This is a genomic window from Micromonospora globbae, from assembly GCF_036184225.1.
GTDB lineage: Bacteria > Actinomycetota > Actinomycetes > Mycobacteriales > Micromonosporaceae > Micromonospora > Micromonospora globbae.
In genome coordinates, this window is sequence record NZ_CP108084.1 from 1,831,923 (window position 1) to 1,849,578 (window position 17,656).

Consider the following 17,656-nt stretch of genomic DNA (forward strand, 5'->3'; position numbering starts at 1 on the left):
GTAGCGATGCCAGTGCCGACCACCCTGACCATCGAGGGCATGTGCGCCGACGTCGCGGCGCTGCTCGAGGAGCCGGTGTCACCCGACGACGACCTGCTCGAACGCGGACTCGACTCGATCGGCCTCATGCGGCTCGCCGCCGCGTGGGCCGCCGCCGGCGCGGACCTCACCTTCGCGCAGCTCATCGAGCACCGCACCGTCCGGCAGTGGCACGGGCTCGTCGGCCCGGGCGCCGCCGACGCGACCGGCGGCGGCGAGCCGGTCGAGGACGACGTCGAGGTCGATCCGGACGCGCCGTTCCCCCTGGCGACGATGCAGCACGCGTACTGGGTCGGACGCGCCGCCGACCAGGCCCTCGGTGGCGTGGGCGCGCACTTCTACAACGAGTTCGACGGGCGGCACGTGGACCCGTCGCGGCTGGAACGGGCCGTGCGGGCGCTGATCCGCCGACACGACATGCTCCGGGCCCGCTTCCTCGACGACGGCCGCCAGCAGGTCACCCCCGACGGCGCGTGGCCCGGTCTCACCGTGCACGACCTGCGCGACCTGCCGGAGGCCGACCGGGAACGGCGGCTCACCGACCTGCGCGACACCCTGTCGCACCGCAGCCTGCGCGTGGACCGCGGCGAGGTCTTCGACATCCAGCTCTCCCTGCTGCCCGACGGCGCGACCCGCATGCACGTGGAGATCGAGATGCTGGTCGCCGACGCCCACAGCTTCCGGGTGCTCCTCGCCGACCTGGCCCACCTCTACCGCCGGCCCGACGAACCACTGCCGCCCATCGACTACAGCTACCCGCGCTACCTCGCCACCCACGAACGCCGCCGCGCCGACAGCCGCGAGGCCGCCGCCGCGTACTGGCGGCAGCGGGTGCCCGAGCTGCCCGGCGGCCCGGAACTGCCCGTCGCCGTGGCGCCGGAGCGGATCTCCGGGCACCGGGTGGTCCGCCACCACCACTGGCTCTCCGGGACCGACCGGGACCGACTCGCCGCCCGCGCCCGCGAGCACGGCATCACCCTGTCGATGGTCTTCCTCACGGCCTTCGCCGAGGTTCTGGCCGCCTGGAGCAGCCGGCACCGCTTCCTGCTCAACCTGCCGCTGTACGACCGCACGCCGTACCACCCGGACGTGCCGCTGCTCAGCGGCGACTTCACCAACCTGCTGCTGCTCGAGGTCGACGCCACCGACGACATCCCGTTCGTCGCGCGGGCCCGGCGGTTGCAGGAGCAGTTCGCGCGGGACGTGGCGCACAGCGCGTACTCCGGGGTGGAGGTGCTGCGGGACCTCGCCCGCGCCCGGTCCGACCGGGGCGTGCTCGCGCCCGTCGTCTTCACGAGCGCGCTCAGCCTCGGCGAACTGTTCAACACCGACGTCCGGGAGTGCTTCGGCGACCCGGTGTGGACCAGCTCGCAGACCCCGCAGGTGTGGCTGGACAACCAGGTCACCGAGCGCGAGGGCGGCCTCTACCTGAACTGGGACCTGGTGGCCGAACTCTTCCCGCCCGGCGTGTCCGAGGCGATGTTCGGCGCGTACGTCCGGCTGCTCACCCACCTCGTCGACGGCGACTGGACCGCGCCGCCGGACCTGCTGCCCACCGCCCAGCGGGTGGTGCGGGCGCGGGTGAACGACACCGCGCGGGTGTTGCCGGTGGGGTTGCTGCACGAGGGGTTCTTCGGGTGGGCGGCCGCGGAGCCGGGTCGGGTGGCGTTGCTGGGTGACGGGGTGTCGGTGTCCTACGGCGACCTCGCCGGTCGGGTGCTGGCGTTGGCGGGGGCGTTGACGCGGGCCGGGGTGTGTGCCGGTGACGCGGTGGGGGTGTGTCTGCCCAAGGGGGTGGACCAGGTCGTCGCGGTACTGGGGGTGCTCGCCGCCGGTGGGGTGTACGTGCCGGTGGGCGTCGACCAGCCCGCCGCCCGCCGCGAACGGATCTGGGACCGCGCCGGCGCGAAGGTCGTCGTCGGGGCCGGCGGGCTCGCCCCCGGCGGCGACGGCGGACCCGCCCTCGAACACGCCGTCGTACGCGACCCGGGCGACGTCGCGTACGTCATCTTCACCTCCGGCTCCACGGGCGAACCCAAGGGCGTGGAGGTGCCGCACGCGGCCGCCCTCAACACCATCACCGCCATCCGCGAGCGCTTCACCATCGGGCCGGACGACCGGGTGCTGGCCGTGTCGGCGCTGGACTTCGACCTGTCGGTGTTCGACGTCTTCGGGCTGCTCGGCGCCGGTGGCGCCCTCGTGCTCGTCGGCGAGGACCAGCGCCGCGACGCCGCCGCCTGGGTGCGTCTCGTCCGGCAGCACCGCGTCACCGTCTGGCAGTCCGTGCCCGCGCTGCTGGACATGCTGCTCACCGCCGGTGAGGCCGAGCAGCGGCTCGACCACCTGCGGCTGGCCCTGCTCGGGGGCGACTGGGTGGGGCTGGACCTGCGGGACCGGCTGGTCGCGCTGCGGCCCGACGCCCGGCTGATCGCCCTCGGCGGGACGACCGAGACGGCCATCCACTCCACCGCCTTCGAGGTGGGGGAGGTGCCGGCGCACTGGCGGTCGATCCCGTACGGGTTCCCGCTGCCCAACCAGCGCTGCCGGGTGGTGGACGGTCGGGGCCGGGACTGCCCGGACTGGGTGGTCGGCGAGCTGTGGATCGGCGGGGCCGGGGTCGCCGCCGGTTACCGGGGTGACGCCGAGCGCACGGCGCAGCGGTTCGTGGAACACGACGGGCTGCGCTGGTACCGCACCGGGGACCTGGGACGGTACTGGCCGGACGGGACGCTGGAGTTCCTCGGCCGGGCCGACTTCCAGGTCAAGATCCGCGGGCACCGCATCGAACTCGGCGAGGTCGAGGCCGCCCTCACCGACTGCCCCGGCGTCAAGGAGGCCGTGGCCGTCGCCGTCGGCGGAACGACCCGCCGGCTCGCCGCCGCCGTCGTCCCGGAACCGGACACGACCTGCGACCCCGAGGCGGTGACCGCGTTCGTCGCCGGCCGGCTGCCGTCCTACATGGTCCCCGAACACATCGCCGTGCTCGACCAGCTCCCGCTCAGCCCCAACGGCAAGGTCGACCGGCGGACGCTCACCGAACGGCTCGCCGACCGCGCCGACCGGCCCGAGACGGTGCAGCCGCCCGTCGGCCCCGTCGAGACGGCCCTCGCCGCGCTCTGGGCGGAACTGCTCGGCGTCGCGCAGGTCGGGCGCGGCGACAACTTCTTCACCCTCGGCGGGGACAGCCTGCTCGCCACCCGGCTGCTCGGCCGGATGCGCGCCGCCGGGCTGGCCGGCGGCCAGCTGCGCCGACTGTTCGCCGAGCCCACGCTCGCCGGGTTCGCCGCCGGCGTCCGCCTCGACCCCACCGTCCGGTCGGCCACCGGGTTCGTCGCCGACCCGGAGCACCGGTACGAGCCGTTCCCGCCCACCGACGTGCAGCGGGCGTACTGGATCGGCCGGACCAGCGACTTCGCCCTCGGCGAGGTCGGCTCGCACTGGTACTGGGAGTTCGACGGGCAGGACGTGGACCTCGACCGGCTCACCGAGGCGTGGAACCGCCTGGTCCGCCGGCACGAGATGCTCCGCGCGGTCTTCGACGCCGACGGGCGGCAGCGCATCCAACCCGAGGTGCCCGAGGTGACGATCCCGGTCACCGAGGGCGAGGCCGCCCTCACCGCGCTGCGGGAGCGGCTGTCGCACCGGATCGCCGACCCGACGCGCTGGCCCCTCGTGGCCATCGAGGCGGTCCGCTACGGCGACCGCCGGGTACGGCTGGCGTTCAGCTTCGACTACATCGTGCTGGACGCGCTGAGCATCGTGACCGTCTTCGCCGAGCTGTCCGCCCTCTACGTCGACCTGGACACGCCGCTGCGCCCCGTCGACGTGTCGTTCCGCGACTACGTGCTCACCGCGCACCCGGACGAGGCCACCGTGGACGCCGACCGGCGGTACTGGTCGGCGCAGCTCGCCGACCTCCCGCCCGCGCCGCAACTGCCGCTCGCCGTCGACCCGGAGCGCGTCCGTGCCGCCCGCTTCGTCCGGCACGAGGCCCGGCTCACGCCCGCGCAGTGGAGCGCCCTGGTCGACACGGCCCGGGCCCACGGGGTGAGTCCGGCCGCCGTGCTGGCCACCGCGTACGCCGAGGTGCTCTCCGCCTGGAGCGGCCGACCCGACCTCACCCTCAACCTGACCCTCTTCGACCGGCGCGAGGTCCATCCCGACATCGACCGCGTGCTCGGCGACTTCACCTCCCTGCTGCTCGTCCCGCACCGGCCCGGCGCCGACGACAGCTTCCTGGCCCTGGTGCGCCGCTTCCAGGAGCGGATGTGGGACGGCATGGAGCACAACGCCGTCTCCGCCATCTGGGTGCTGCGGGAACTCGCCCGCCGCACCGGCGCCCCCGCGGCCACCATGCCGGTGGTCTTCACCAGCGCCCTGGGGATCAGCGACGAGCTGGTCAACATGTCCCTCCCGTTCGGCGAGCAGATCTGGGGCGCCTCCCAGACCCCGCAGGTGTGGCTCGACAACCAGGTGATGGAGCGCGGCGGCGGGCTCAGCGTCAACTGGGACGTGGTCGCCGAACTGTTCCCGCCCGGCGTCGTGGAGGCCATGTTCGACGCGTACGTCGACCTGCTGACCTGGCTCGCCACCGCCGACTGGTCCGGCGCCGTGCCGGTCGCGCTGCCCACCGCCCAGCGGGTGGTGCGGGCGCGGGTGAACGACACGGCGCGGGTGTTGCCGGTGGGGTTGCTGCACGAGGGGTTCTTCCGGTGGGCGGCCGCGGAGCCGGGTCGGGTGGCGTTGCTGGGTGACGGGGTGTCGGTGTCCTACGGCGACCTCGCCGGTCGGGTGCTGGCGTTGGCGGGGGCGTTGACGCGGGCCGGGGTGTGTGCCGGTGACGCGGTGGGCGTGTGTCTGCCCAAGGGGGTGGACCAGGTCGTCGCGGTGCTGGGGGTGCTGGCCGCCGGTGGGGTGTACGTGCCGGTGGGCGTCGACCAACCCGCCGTCCGCCGGGACCGCATCCTGACCCGGGCCGGTGTCCGGACCATCGTCGGCGCGGGTGGCGTCTCCCCGGAGGGCGACGGTGGGGCTCCTCTCGACGCGCCCGTGCCGGTCGACCCCGCGGCACTCGCGTACGTCATCTTCACCTCCGGCTCCACGGGCGAGCCGAAGGGCGTGGAGGTCTCCCACGCGGCGGCGGTGAACACGCTGGCGGCGGTCTGCGAACGCTTCGACGTGGGGCCGGACGACCGGGTGCTGGCCGTGTCGGCGCTGGACTTCGACCTGTCGGTGTTCGACATCTTCGGGCTGCTCGGCGCCGGTGGCGCCCTCGTGCTCGTCGGCGAGGACCAGCGCCGCGACGCGCGCGCGTGGCTGCGCCTGGTCAATGGGCACGGCGTCACCGTCTGGAACACCGTGCCGGCGCTGCTCGACATGCTGCTCACCGCGGCCGGTGAGGACCCGCTGGGCGACCTGCGACTCGCCCTGGTCTCCGGGGACTGGGTGGGCCTGGACCTGCGGGACCGGCTGGTCGCGCGGCGCCCCGACGCCCGGCTCATCGCCCTCGGCGGCGCCACCGAGGCGGCCGTCTGGTCGAACGCCTTCGAGGTGGGGGAGGTGCCGGCGCACTGGCGGTCGATCCCGTACGGGTTCCCGCTGCCCAACCAGCGTTATCGGGTGGTGGACGGTCGGGGTCGGGACTGCCCGGACTGGGTGGTCGGTGAACTCTGGATCGGCGGGGCCGGGGTCGCCGCCGGCTATCGGGGTGACGCCGAGCGCACGGCGCAGCGGTTCGTGGAACACGACGGGTCGCGCTGGTACCGCACCGGGGATCTCGGCCGGTACTGGCCGGACGGGACGCTGGAGTTCCTCGGCCGGGCCGACTTCCAGGTCAAGATCCGCGGCCACCGCATCGAACTCGGCGAGGTCGAGGCCGCCCTCACCGACTGCCCCGGCGTCAAGGAGGCCGTGGCCGTCGCCGTCGGCGGCGCGACCCGCCGGCTGGCCGCCGCGATCGTCGCCGAGCCCGGCGTCGGATGCGACCCGGAGGCGGTGGGCGCGTTCGTCGCCGGCCGGCTGCCGTCCTACATGGTCCCCGAACACGTCGCCGTGCTCGACCAGCTCCCGCTCAGCCCCAACGGCAAGGTCGACCGGAACGCCGTGGCCGCCCGGCTCGCCGCCGGCGACGACGCGCCGGCCGACGAGCCGCCCCAGCCGGGGCTGGAGGCCGAGCTGGGTGCGCTCTGGGGCGAGCTGCTGGACTGCCCCGTACCCGGGCGGACCCGGAACTTCTTCGCCCTCGGCGGGGACAGCCTGCTCGCCACCCGGCTGCTCGCCGCGCTGCGCGAGCGGTACGGCGTGGACCTGCCGATGCGCGGCCTGCTGGACCGACCCACGATCGCGGACCTGGCCGCCGCCGTGCGGCACGCCGCCGGCGCGTACGAGGAAGGGACGATATGAACGGGCAGGACCTGGTCGCCGAACTGGCGCAGCTCGGTGTCCAACTCTGGGAGGAGGACGGCCAGCTGCGCTTCCGGGCCCCGACCGGGGTGCTGACCGAGCAGCGGCGCGCCGCCCTGCGCCAGCACCGGGAGCAGGTGCTGGCCGTCGTGCGCGACGCCGCCGTCCCCACCGCCGTCCCGCACCCCGACCAGCGGTACGAGCCGTTCCCGCTCACCGACGTGCAGAGCGCCTACCTGCTCGGGCGGGGCGACAGCTACGCGTACGGCGGGGTCGGCTGCCACGGCTACGGCGAGCTGACCTTCCCCGAACTGGACGTCGACCGGCTGGAGTCCGCCTGGCACGAGGTGGTGGCCCGGCACGACATGCTGCGGGCCGTCGTCAACCGGGACGGCTCCCAGCAGGTCCGCCCCGAGGTGCCGCCGTACCGGATCGCGGTGCGCGACGTCGACGCGGCCGGCTTCGCCGACGCGGTCGCCGCCACCCGCGCCGAGCTGGACCACCACCGCTACGACCCGCAGCAGTGGCCCCTGTTCGCGCTGCGGGTCACCCGCGGCCCGGACCGGTGCGTGCTGCACTTCTCCATCGACTTCCTGATCTGCGACTTCGTGAGCATCAACATCCTGCTCGACGAGCTGGGCCGCCGGTACGCCGGCGATCCGCCCACCGACGTGCTGGAACTGACGTTCCGCGACCACCTGCTGGCCACCGAGCCGCTGCGCTCCGGCCCCCGCTACGAGGCGGACCGGGACTGGTGGCTGGCCCGCCTCGACGACCTGCCGCCCGCGCCGGAGCTGCCGCTGCGCGGCGACGCGACCGCCGCACCGCCCCGGTTCCGCCGCCTCGACCTGCGTCTGGACGCGGCCGAGTGGGCGGGGCTGAAGCAGCGGGCCGGTCGGCACGGGGTCAGCCCCTCCGGCGCCGTGCTCGCCGCGTACGCGGAGGTGATCGCGGCGTGGAGCGCCCATCCTCGGTTCACCATCGACGTCACCCTGCTCAACCGGACCCCGACCCACCCGCAGGTGGACCGCATCGTCGGCGACTTCACCTCGGTGAGCCTCCTCGCCGTCGAGCAGGACCCGGACGCGCCGGTGCAGGAGCGCGCGAAGCGCATCCAGGCGCAGCTCTGGACCGACCTCGACCACCGCCGGTTCTCCGGTGTGGACGTGGTCCGGGAACTGGCCCGCCGCCGGGGCGGCGACGCCGCGCTCATGCCGGTCGTCTTCACCAGCGCCATCGGGCTCGGTGGCGACACCGGGGTGGAGGGCTTCGGCGAGCTGGGGTACGGGATCAGCCAGACCCCGCAGGTCTGGATCGACTGCCAGAACATCGAGCGCTCCGGCGGGCTCGCCACCAACTGGGACGTCCGGGAGGGGGTCTTCCCCGACGGCGTGGTCGAGCAGATGTTCGCCGCGTACGCCGCGCTGCTGCGCCGGCTCGCGCTCACCGACGACGCGTGGGAGGAACTGAGCCCCGTCGCGCTGCCCGAGGCGAGCGCCCGGCGGCGCGCCAAGGTCAACGCCACCGCCGCCGCGCTGCCCGACGGTCTGCTGCACGAGGGGGTGTTCGCGCAGGCGCTGCGGACGCCGGACCGGGTCGCCCTGGTGGCACCGGACGCCACGCTCACGTACCGGCAGCTCACCGGCCGCGCCGCGGCGGTCGCCGCCCGGCTCGCCGACGCCGGCTGCCGTCCCGGCGACCTGGTGGCCGTGGTCGCCGACAAGGGGTGGCGGCAGGTGGTCGGGGTGTTCGGGGCGTTGCTGGCCGGCGCCGCGTACGTGCCGGTCGACACCAACCAGCCCCCGGCCCGCCGCGACCTGATCCTCAGCGGCGCGGGGATCCGGCACGTCCTCACCGAGGCCGCCCGCGCCGACGGTGACTGGCCGACCGGGGTGCGGCCGATCGCCGTGGACGACTGCGACGGGCCGGCGCCGACGGCACTGCCGCAGCGGGCGGTCGGCCCCGACGACCTGGCCTACGTGATCCACACCTCCGGGTCGACCGGCACCCCGAAGGGGGTGATGATCACCCACCGGGCGGCGCTGAACACGGTGGCCGACATCAACGCCCGGTTCGACGTGGGCCCCGACGACCGCGTCCTCGGCCTGGCCAGCCTCGGCTTCGACCTGAGCGTCTACGACCTGTTCGGACCGCCCGCCCGCGGCGCCGCGCTGGTGCTGCCCGCGCCCGAGCGGCGCGGCGACCCCACGCACTGGGCCGAGCTGGTCGCCGACCACGAGGTCACCCTCTGGAACTCGGTACCGGCGCAGCTGCAGATGCTCGCCGACTACCTCGCCGCCGCGCCCATGGTGCGGATCCCGTCGCTGCGGCTGGCCCTGCTCAGCGGCGACTGGATCCCCGTCACCCTGCCCGACCAGATCCGCGACCTGGTCCCCGGCCTGGCCGTGGTCAGCCTGGGCGGCGCGACCGAGGCCGCCATCTGGTCGATCATCCACCCGGTCGGCGCGGTCGACCCGTCCTGGCGCAGCATCCCGTACGGCGTGCCGCTGGCCAACCAGAGCTGGCACGTGCTCGACGCCGGGCTGCGCCCCCGACCGGACTGGGTCACCGGTGAGCTGTACATCGGCGGCGCGGGGCTGGCGCGCGGGTACCTCGGCGACGAGACGCGCACCGCCGAGCGGTTCATCACCCACCCGGAGACGGGGGAGCGGCTGTACCGCACCGGCGACCTCGGCCGGTACCGGCCCGACGGCGTCATCGAGTTCCTCGGCCGGGAGGACTTCCAGGTCAAGATCCGCGGCCACCGCATCGAGCTGGCCGAAATCGAGTCGGCGCTGCTGGCGCATCCGGCGGTGGGCGGCGCCATCGCCGTGGTCGACGGCGACCGTCCACTGGAACGGCGGCTGGCCGCCGCCGTCCAGCCGGCCGCCGTCGAGCCCGGCCCGGGGCGGCCGGTCGACCCGGCGGCGCCCGTCGCGGCCGGCGCCAGCGTGGTCGCGGGCGTCGACCTGGACGCGTACGCGGCGTACCTGCACGACCTCGACCGGCTGGGCCTGGCCGCCATGCTGGACACCCTGCGCGCCGGCGGCCTCTTCCTCGACGACCGCCCGCACACCCTCGACGAGGTGTACCGGGCCACGCGGGTGGCGCCGCGGCACCGGCGGCTGCTGCGCCGCTGGATGCGGGCGCTCACCGAGGCCGGTGTGCTGCGCGACGACGACGGCTACCGGCTGGCGGACGCGCCGCCCCTGTCCGCCCGGGCCTGGGACGCCGCGGCCGAACGGGCCGCGTCGGTCGGTGAGTCCGCCGAGCTGGTGCGGTACTTCCAGAGCAGCGCCGCCGCGCTGCCGGCGCTGCTGCGCGGCGACGAGGACCCGCTCGCGCTGCTCTTCCCCGGCGGCGAGCTGGCGGTGTCGGACAACCTGTACGCCGACGCGCTGTTCAACCGGTGGGCCAACGCGGTGGCGGGGGCGGCCGTCCGCGCCCTCGCCGAGCGGCTCCCCGGTCCGGTGCGGATCGTCGAGGTCGGCGCCGGGTCCGGCGGCACCACGAAGGCGGTCCTCGACGCGCTGGACGGCCTCGACGTCGACTACCTCTACACCGACCTGTCGGCGTTCTTCCTCGGCGCCGGACGGCAGCGCTTCGGGGACCGGCCCGGGATGCGCTTCGCGGTGCTGGACCTCGACGCCGACCTGGCCGGCCAGGGGATCGCGCCGAACAGCGCCGACATCGTGGTCGCCGGGGACGTCCTGCACGCCACCCGCGACGTGCCGGCCACCCTGCGGCGGCTGCGCGGACTGCTCGCGCCCGGCGGGCACCTCGTGCTGCTGGAGATGACCCGGGAGCACTACCAGATCATGACGTCACTGGAACTGCTCGTCCGGCTCGACGACGACCTCGGTGACTTCGCCGACCTGCGGCGGGGCACCGACCGCACGTTCCTGCACGGCGACGAGTGGCGGACCCTCCTCACCGACGCCGGCGCGTCGCCCGTGCTCGACCTGCCGGCGGCCGGCGACCCGATGGCCGGTCTCGGGATGCGGATCATCGCGGCGCAGGTCAAGGCGGACCGGCGGCGTGTCGTACCGGACGAGCTGCGGGCGCACCTGGCCGACCGGCTGCCCGACTACATGGTCCCCGGCGTGCTGCACGTGGTGGACGAGCTGCCCCGCACGGCCAACGGCAAGCTCGACCGCGCGGCGGTGCGCCGCCTCGTGACGACCACGACGGCCGGGCCGGAGGAGGCGGCGGCCGCACCGCACTCCGGCCTGGAGGAGGAGATCGCGGCCGTCTGGGCGGACGTGCTGCGGGTCGAACGGGTGGGCCGGGACGCGGACTTCTTCGGGCTGGGCGGCGACTCGCTGCTCGCCGCGAAGCTCGCCGGCCAGCTCGCCGAGCGGGTGCCGGCCGCCGCCGGTGTCTTCTTCGACGAGCTGCTGCGCCGGATCCTGGAACACCCCACGGTGGCCGCGCTCGCCGAGTACCTGGGCGCCGTCGCCACCGGCCGCGACGACGAGGAGCCGTCCGAGGCCGAGACCGCCGAGGCCGTGGCGCTGGCCGGGGACGGCCCGCCCCGGTACGTCCTGGTGCACGACGGCAGCGGCCGGCTCGACGGGTACGCCGGACTGCCCGAGCGCCTGGCCGCGTCCGGCCCCGTCTGGGGCGTCGTGGACGGCGGGCTGCACCGGTACGCCGGCCTGGACCCGGCGCCGCTGGTGCAGCGCCTCGCCGCCGACAGCGCCGCCGCGCTGGCCGGGCACCTGTCCGCCGGGCCGTTGACGCTCGTGGGCCGGGGCGAGGCCGGGGTGCTGGCGCTCGAACTGGCACGCCAGCTCACCGAGTCCGGGGTGGATCTCGCCGGCCTGGCCGTCGTCGACCCGGTTCCCGGTGACGGCTACGGCAGCTCCCCGTACGCCGGTGACGTCACGTTGCTCTGCCCCGGCGAGCCGGACGGCGCGGCGGTGGACTGGTGGCGCGACGTGTGCCTCGGTGACCTGGCCGTGCACCGGGTGCCGGACGACCCCGCCGGCTGGGCGGGACCGATCGCCGGGGAGGGCTGACGTGTCCGGGACGATCGCCCTCGTGGGCGCCGGCGGCGGTGTGGGCCGGCACGCGCTGGCGCACCTGCTCGCCTGGAGCGTCGACACCGTACGGGCCGGCGGCCGGAACCTGGCGCGGCTGCCGGCCGACGATCCCCGGGTGCAGGTCCACGCCGTCGATGTCACCGACGCGGCGAGCCTCGACGCCTTCTGCGCCGGCTGCCACACCGTGGTCAACTGCGCCGGGCCCGCCGCCACGATCGGCGACAAGGTGGCCCGCGCCGCGATGCGGGCCGGCGCCGGCTACGTCGACGCGGCCGGCGACGACGTGCTGCACGCGGCCGTCGCCGCGCTGCCGGGCGCCGCCGACCGGGTCGCGGTGCTCTCCGCCGGCATGATGCCGGGCCTGTCCGGGCTGCTGCCCGCGTACCTGGCCGGGCAGGTGCCGGGAGCCCGCCGGATGACCGGCTACGTCGGCGGCCGGGACACGTTCACGCCGGGCGCCGCCCTGGACTTCCTCGCCTCCGGCGACGCCGGGTACGGCGAACCGCTGGCCGCGTGGCGGGACGGCGCCCGCCGCAGCCGCGCCCTGTCCGCCCGCACGGGCGTGCCGGTGCCGTTCTTCGACGAGCCGGTCCTGCTGCAGCCGTACCTGAGCACGGAGACCGAGCGGCTGGCCCGGCGGCTCGGCCTCGCCGACGTCGACTGGTACTCGGCGTTCGCCGGTGACCGGCTGCCGGCGGCGCTCGGCGCGGGCGCGCAGCAGGCCCGCACGGGCGCGGACCTCGCGGCGGCGGCCGCGCGGCTGTGCCGCGCCGCGGAGCTGGACGCGTTCGGCCGCCCCCGCTACCAGCTCCTGGTCGTGGAGGTGGCGGGCGTGGCGGGCAGCCGGGTCCTGGCCTGCCGGGGCACCGGCGCGAACGCGCTCACCGGCGCGGCGGCGGCCCTCGGCGCGCTGGCGGTCGCGGCCGGGGACGTGCCGGCCGGGGTGCACCACCTCGCCGAGGCGGTGGACCCGGGCTGGGCCGTGGAGATGCTGCGCGCCAGCCCGGCGGTGACGTCGCTGCACGTCGGCGACGGCCCGCTGGGCGCACACGAACTGATCGAGGAGGGGGTGGCGTGAGACCGAGGGTGCTGGTCGCCGGTACCAAGTTCGGCCAGGTGTACCTGCAGGCGTTCCGCCAGCCCGACTTCCCGTTCGAGCTGGCGGGGATCCTCGCCGCCGGCAGCGAACGGTCGGTGGCGTGCGCCCGGCACTACGGGGTGCCGTTGTGGACCGACGTGACGCAGGTGCCCGACGACGTCCGGCTGGCCTGCGTGGTGATCCGCGGCGGCCTGCTGGGCGGGCCGGGCGGCGAGGTGGCCCGGGCGCTGATGGAACGCGGGATGCACGTGCTCCAGGAGCATCCCCTGCACCACGACGAGCTCGTGGAGTGCCTGCGCACCGCGAACCGGGCGGGCGTGGTGTACCACCTCAACTCGTTCTACGTGCACACGGCGCCGGTGCGCCGGTTCCTCGCCGCGGCGCGGGCGCTGCTGGCCCGGCAGCCGGCCCGGTACGTCGACGCGGCCTGCGGCTTCCAGGTCGCGTACGCGCTGCTGGACATCCTCGGCCAGGCCCTCGGCGGCGTCCGCCCGTGGGGACTGGCCCCGCCGGTCGAGCTGCCCGAGCAGGTACGCCGGCTGTCCAGGGTGGACGTGCCGTTCCGCAGCCTCGACGGCGTGCTCGCGGGCGTGCCGCTGACCCTGCGGGTGCAGAACCAGATGGACCCGGCCGACCCCGACAACTACGCGCACCTGCTGCACCGGGTCACCATCGGCACCGAGGCCGGCAACCTGACCCTGGTGAGCACCCACGGCCCCACGGTCTGGAGCCCCCGGCCCGACTTCCCGCAGCAGGTGCAGGACCGGGGTGTGGGCCGCCCGCACTTCGCCGGCGGGGACGCCGCCGAGCCCGACCACCTGGACGTGCCGAGCGCCCAGCCGCTGGACGACCCGACGGCGCCCAGCTACCGCACGGTGTTCCGGGAGGTGTGGCCGGCCGGGGTCGGGCACGCGCTCGGCAACCTCTACCGGGCGGCGCTGGCCGGGGAGAAGCCGGCCCGGCACGGCCAGTACCACCTGACGCTGTGCCAGCTCTGGCAGGACATCACGGCCCGGCTGGGCCCACCGGACCTCGTCCACTCCGTACCGCCGCGGATGCTCGTGCCGTCCGACGTGGCGGAGCTGGCCGACGCCGCCGAGCGCGCGGTCCCGCCGCCAGACGCCGCCGAGCCGGTGCTGCCGACGCCCCGGGTCGACGCCGCACCGGCGGCACGCGCCGACGCCGCACCGATCGGGGTACGCCCGTGACCGCCGCCGTGCGTACCTGGCTGCGCTGCCCCCGGCCGCTGCGCTGGCCGGCGCTGCGGCTGGTCTGCTTCCCGCACGCCGGCGGCAACGCGGCCTTCTACCGGCCCTGGGCCAGCCAGGTGCCCGACGACGTCGAGGTGTACGGCGTGCAGTACCCGGGCCGGATGGACCGCACGGGTGAACCGTTCGCCGCCGACCTGCCCACCCTCGCCGAGGGCGCCGCCGCCGCGATCCGCGCGCTGCCGGCCGACGCTCCCGTCGTCCTGTTCGGGCACAGCCTCGGCGCGTCCGTCGCGTACGAGGCGGCCCGCCGGCTGGACGGACCCGGCTCCACGCTGCGGGCGCTCGTGGTCTCCGGCCGCCCGGCGCCCGACCGGCTGCGCGCGACCAGCGTGCACCTCGCCGACGACGACACGCTCTGGGCCGAGACCGGCCGCCTCGGCGGCACCGACCCGGAGGCGCTGCAGCACGAGGGCGTCCGCGCGATCGCCCTGCCGGTCCTGCGCGCCGACTACCGGATCGCCGAGACGTGGCGCCCCCGGCCACCGGTGCCGCTGCGCGTGCCGGTGCTGGCGTGCGTGGGCGCGGACGACCCGGAGGTCACCGAGGACGAGGCCGGCGCCTGGGCCCGCCGCACCCGGGGCGAATTCACGCTGCACACGTTCCCCGGCGGCCACTTCTACCTGCTGCCGCGGCGTCACCAGCTGATCGAGACCATCCTGCGCGCCACGCACCGCAGCCCGGTGCCCACCTGGTCGGCGGCCGGCCCGTGATCCCGGCGAGCGTGCGCTACCACCGGGCCGCGGACCTGGCCGAGGCGCTGGAGCTGCGGCGCGCGTACGGGGACCTGCTCCGGCCGCTGGCCGGTGGGCAGTCCCTGCTGCCCGCGCTGAAGCTGCGCCGCGACCGGGTCGACACGCTGCTGGACCTCGGCCGGATCGGCGAGCTGTCGTACGTGGCGCACCGGGGCGACCACCTCGCGGTCGGCGCGCTCACCCGCTACCAGCGGCTGCTCACCGACCCGCTCGTCGACCGGTACGCCCCGATGCTCGCGACGGCGGCCGCCGCCGTGGGCGACCCGCAGGTCCGGCACGCCGGCACCGTCGGCGGCGCGCTCGCGCAGGCGGACCCGGCCGCCGACCTGCCGCTGGCACTGGTCGCGCTGGACGCCGCCGTGGTGCTGGCGAGCACCGCCGGGACGCGGGAGGTGCCCGCCGCCGAGCTGGCCGTCGGGCCCGGCGCGACGCTCTGCCGCCCCGACGAACTCGTCACCGAGGTGCGCGTACCGCTGCCCGGGCCCGCCCGGTGGAGCTACCGGACATTCGCCCGGCCGGCGCTGGAGTGGTCGCTGGTGGCCGTCGCGGTCGCCGACGGCCGGGTGGCGCTGGCCGGCATGGGACCGACCATCCGCCGGGCCCGCGGCGTGGAGGCCGCGCTCGCCGACGGCGCCGGTGCCGCCGCCGCGGCGGCCCGCGCCGACGAGGACTGCGACCCGGTCGACGACGTCCGCGCCTCCGCCGCGTACCGGCGGCACCTCAGCCGTGTGCTGGTGGCCCGGGCCCTGGCCGACTGCTCCCCGGAGGTACGCCCATGACCGTCGACGCCCGCCCCGGCACCGAGGCCGTCACCGTCACCACCACCGTCAACGGCCGCGCCGACAGCCGGCAGGTGCCCGCCCGGACGCTGCTCGTGCACCTGCTGCGCGAGGAACTGGGGCTGACCGCCACCACGGTGGGCTGCGACACCTCCTCGTGCGGGGCGTGCACCGTCCTGCTCGACGGCCGGTCGGTGAAGTCGTGCACCCTGCTCGCCGCGCAGGCCGACGGCGCCGACGTCCGCACCGCGGAGGGGCTCGCCGACGGCGACCGGCTGCACCCGGTGCAGGAGGCGTTCCGCGAGCACCACGCGTTGCAGTGCGGCTTCTGCACGCCCGGGATGGTGCTCGCGGTGGTGAGCCTGCTGGACGAGAACCCGGGCCCGCTCACCGAACACGACGTCCGGCGGGCGCTCGTCGGCAACCTGTGCCGCTGCACCGGCTACCACAACATCGTCCGAGCCGTGCTCGCCCTCGACGCGGCCCGGCAGGCCGGATGACCGGCAGACACCGGAAGGGAGGCCGACCATGTCGGCGCGCTACGTACTCGGGGTGAACATCGGCTTCCACGACTCCAGCGCCGCGCTGCTGCGCGACGGGGCGCTCTGCGCGCTCGTCGAGCAGGAACGGGTGAGCCGGCGCAAGCACGCGGTGGGTCAACCTCCCGCGGAGGCCGTCGCCGCCTGCCTGGCCATGGCCGGCATCGGCCCGGAGGAGGTGGACACGGTCGCCATCGGGTGGGACTTCCGGAGCATCCCGCTCGGGCGCAACCGGCGGTTCACCACGGAGGGGCTGCGGGCGATGCTCTTCCCCGACCGCGAGGACCTCACCATGCCCGCGGTCCGCTGGGTGCCGCACCACGTCGCGCACGCGGCCAGCGCCGCGTTCAGCTGCGACTGCGACGAGGCGGCCGTCCTGGTCGTCGACGGCGCCGGCGAGAGCCAGTCGACCTCCATCGGGCGGTACGCGGACGGGGAGATCGACATCCTGCGGGAGTGGCCGGTCGACCAGTCGCTGGGCTTCTACTACAACGCCGCGGCCGAGTGGGCGGGGCTGGGCTACTGGGGCACCGGGAAGCTGATGGGGCTGGCCGCGTACGGGCGGCCCGGCCCGGGCGCGCCGGTGCGGGCCGTGCCGGGCGGGTACGAGCTGGTCCGCGGCGCGCCCACCGCGGAGGTGCCCACCCGGCGGGCCGCCACCCTCGGCCCCCTCATGGCCTACTACCCGGCCGTGGCCGAGTCGCTCCGGCCGCAGTTCGGCACGCTGTTCCCGTACGCGCCGCGCACCGGCGAGGAGCCGATCGCGTACGCGGACTTCGCCGCCACCATCCAGCAGGGGCTGGAGCAGGCCGTGCTGTCCCTGGCCGCCGAGGTGCGCCGCCGGGTGGACACGCCGGTGCTGGCGCTGGCCGGCGGGGTGGCGATGAACTGCACGATGGTCGGCGTCCTCGTCCGCAGTGGACTGTTCGACCGGGTGTACGTCCCGCCGGTGCCCACCGACGCCGGCGTGTCGCTCGGCGCCGCGCTGGTCTCGGCCCGCGAGTGCGGGGCGTTCGCGCCCACCCGGATCGACCACGCGTACTGGGGTCCGCCGATCACCACCGAGGCCGGGGAGGCGGCCGCGGCGGGCGCCGGCATGGCGTACCGCCGTCTCGGCGACGAGGAGTTGGCCCGGTTCGTGGCGGGTGAGCTCGCCCGTGGCCGGATCGTCGGCTGGGCCCGCGGCCGGGGTGAGATCGGGCAGCGCGCGCTCGGCGCCCGCAGCCTGCTCGCCGACCCGCGCGACCGGCGCAGCCTGGAGCGGCTCAACGTCATCAAGGGGCGGGAGATGTGGCGTCCCGTGGCGCCCAGCATCCTCGCCGAGCACGTGCACGAGCTCATCGAGGGCCCGGTGGGTGACCCGTCGCGCTTCATGCTGGCCGCCGCGTCGGTGCGCCCGGACGCGCGGCTGCGGATCCCGGCGGTGACCCACGTGGACGGCTCGGCCCGCCCGCAGACCGTGCACCGCGACACGAACCCGGGCTACTGGGCGCTCATCGAGCAGTTCCGGCAGCTCACCGGGGTGCCGGCGGTCGTGAACACCTCGTTCAACCTGGCCGGCGACCCGATCGTCAACTCGGCCGCCGACGCCGTGGACACCTTCACCCGGGCCAAGGAGATCGACCTGCTGGTGCTCGGCGACGCGGTGGTGGCGCGCAGCGAGGACGACCTTCCGGCGTGACGTGCGGGCGGCGGGCGTCCCGGACCGGGACGCCCGCCGCCCGCATCGC

At 75.8% G+C, this 17,656-nt stretch carries 8 protein-coding genes; all 8 read left to right on the top strand.

All coding sequences use genetic code 11. From position 1 onward, the window contains the following. Window positions 1-6: 6 nt before the first annotated feature. The 8 genes from OG994_RS08155 to OG994_RS08190 are packed head-to-tail and all read left to right on the top strand — an operon-like array spanning window position 7 to window position 17,607. Window positions 7-6,441 (top strand): non-ribosomal peptide synthetase, encoded by a 6,435-nt coding sequence (locus OG994_RS08155; protein WP_328852710.1) that lies wholly within the window; start codon window positions 7-9, stop codon window positions 6,439-6,441. Further along, window positions 6,438-11,462 carry a non-ribosomal peptide synthetase gene (locus OG994_RS08160; protein ID WP_328852712.1) on the top strand — a complete coding sequence of 1,675 codons (5,025 nt, stop codon included), beginning with the start codon at window positions 6,438-6,440 and terminating at the stop codon, window positions 11,460-11,462. The genes OG994_RS08155 and OG994_RS08160 overlap by 4 nt, the downstream gene beginning before the upstream one ends. A 1-nt stretch (window position 11,463) precedes the next feature. After that, on the top strand, window positions 11,464-12,564 hold the full coding sequence (locus tag OG994_RS08165) for a saccharopine dehydrogenase NADP-binding domain-containing protein (RefSeq protein ID WP_328852713.1): 1,101 nt from the start codon (window positions 11,464-11,466) through the stop codon (window positions 12,562-12,564). After that, window positions 12,561-13,793: a Gfo/Idh/MocA family oxidoreductase gene (locus OG994_RS08170; RefSeq protein ID WP_328852714.1), complete on the top strand. Its 1,233-nt coding sequence runs from the start codon at window positions 12,561-12,563 to the stop codon at window positions 13,791-13,793. The genes OG994_RS08165 and OG994_RS08170 overlap by 4 nt, the downstream gene beginning before the upstream one ends. Continuing rightward, window positions 13,790-14,566, top strand: coding sequence for a thioesterase II family protein (locus OG994_RS08175; protein WP_120330754.1), 777 nt, complete (start codon window positions 13,790-13,792; stop codon window positions 14,564-14,566). Before OG994_RS08170 ends, OG994_RS08175 begins: the two co-directional genes overlap by 4 nt. 11 nt (window positions 14,567-14,577) lie before the next feature. Further along, window positions 14,578-15,387, top strand: a complete 810-nt coding sequence (locus OG994_RS08180) for an FAD binding domain-containing protein (protein ID WP_328852715.1) — start codon at window positions 14,578-14,580, stop codon at window positions 15,385-15,387. Beyond that, window positions 15,384-15,887, top strand: coding sequence for a (2Fe-2S)-binding protein (locus OG994_RS08185; RefSeq protein ID WP_120330756.1), 504 nt, complete (start codon window positions 15,384-15,386; stop codon window positions 15,885-15,887). Before OG994_RS08180 ends, OG994_RS08185 begins: the two co-directional genes overlap by 4 nt. A gap of 28 nt (window positions 15,888-15,915) precedes the next feature. Continuing rightward, the gene (locus OG994_RS08190; protein WP_328852716.1) at window positions 15,916-17,607 is read left to right on the top strand and encodes a carbamoyltransferase family protein; all 1,692 of its coding nucleotides are present in this window, start codon (window positions 15,916-15,918) and stop codon (window positions 17,605-17,607) included. Window positions 17,608-17,656: the final 49 nt, after the last annotated feature.

Bases quoted from the DNA above. Each gene is read 5' to 3' on its own strand.
- OG994_RS08155 (WP_328852710.1), top strand. From the start codon at position 7: ATGCCAGTGCCGACCACCCTGACCATCGAGGGCATGTGCGCCGACGTC.
- OG994_RS08190 (WP_328852716.1), top strand. From the start codon at position 15,916: ATGTCGGCGCGCTACGTACTCGGGGTGAACATCGGCTTCCACGACTCC.
- OG994_RS08160 (WP_328852712.1), top strand. From the start codon at position 6,438: ATGAACGGGCAGGACCTGGTCGCCGAACTGGCGCAGCTCGGTGTCCAA.
- OG994_RS08185 (WP_120330756.1), top strand. From the start codon at position 15,384: ATGACCGTCGACGCCCGCCCCGGCACCGAGGCCGTCACCGTCACCACC.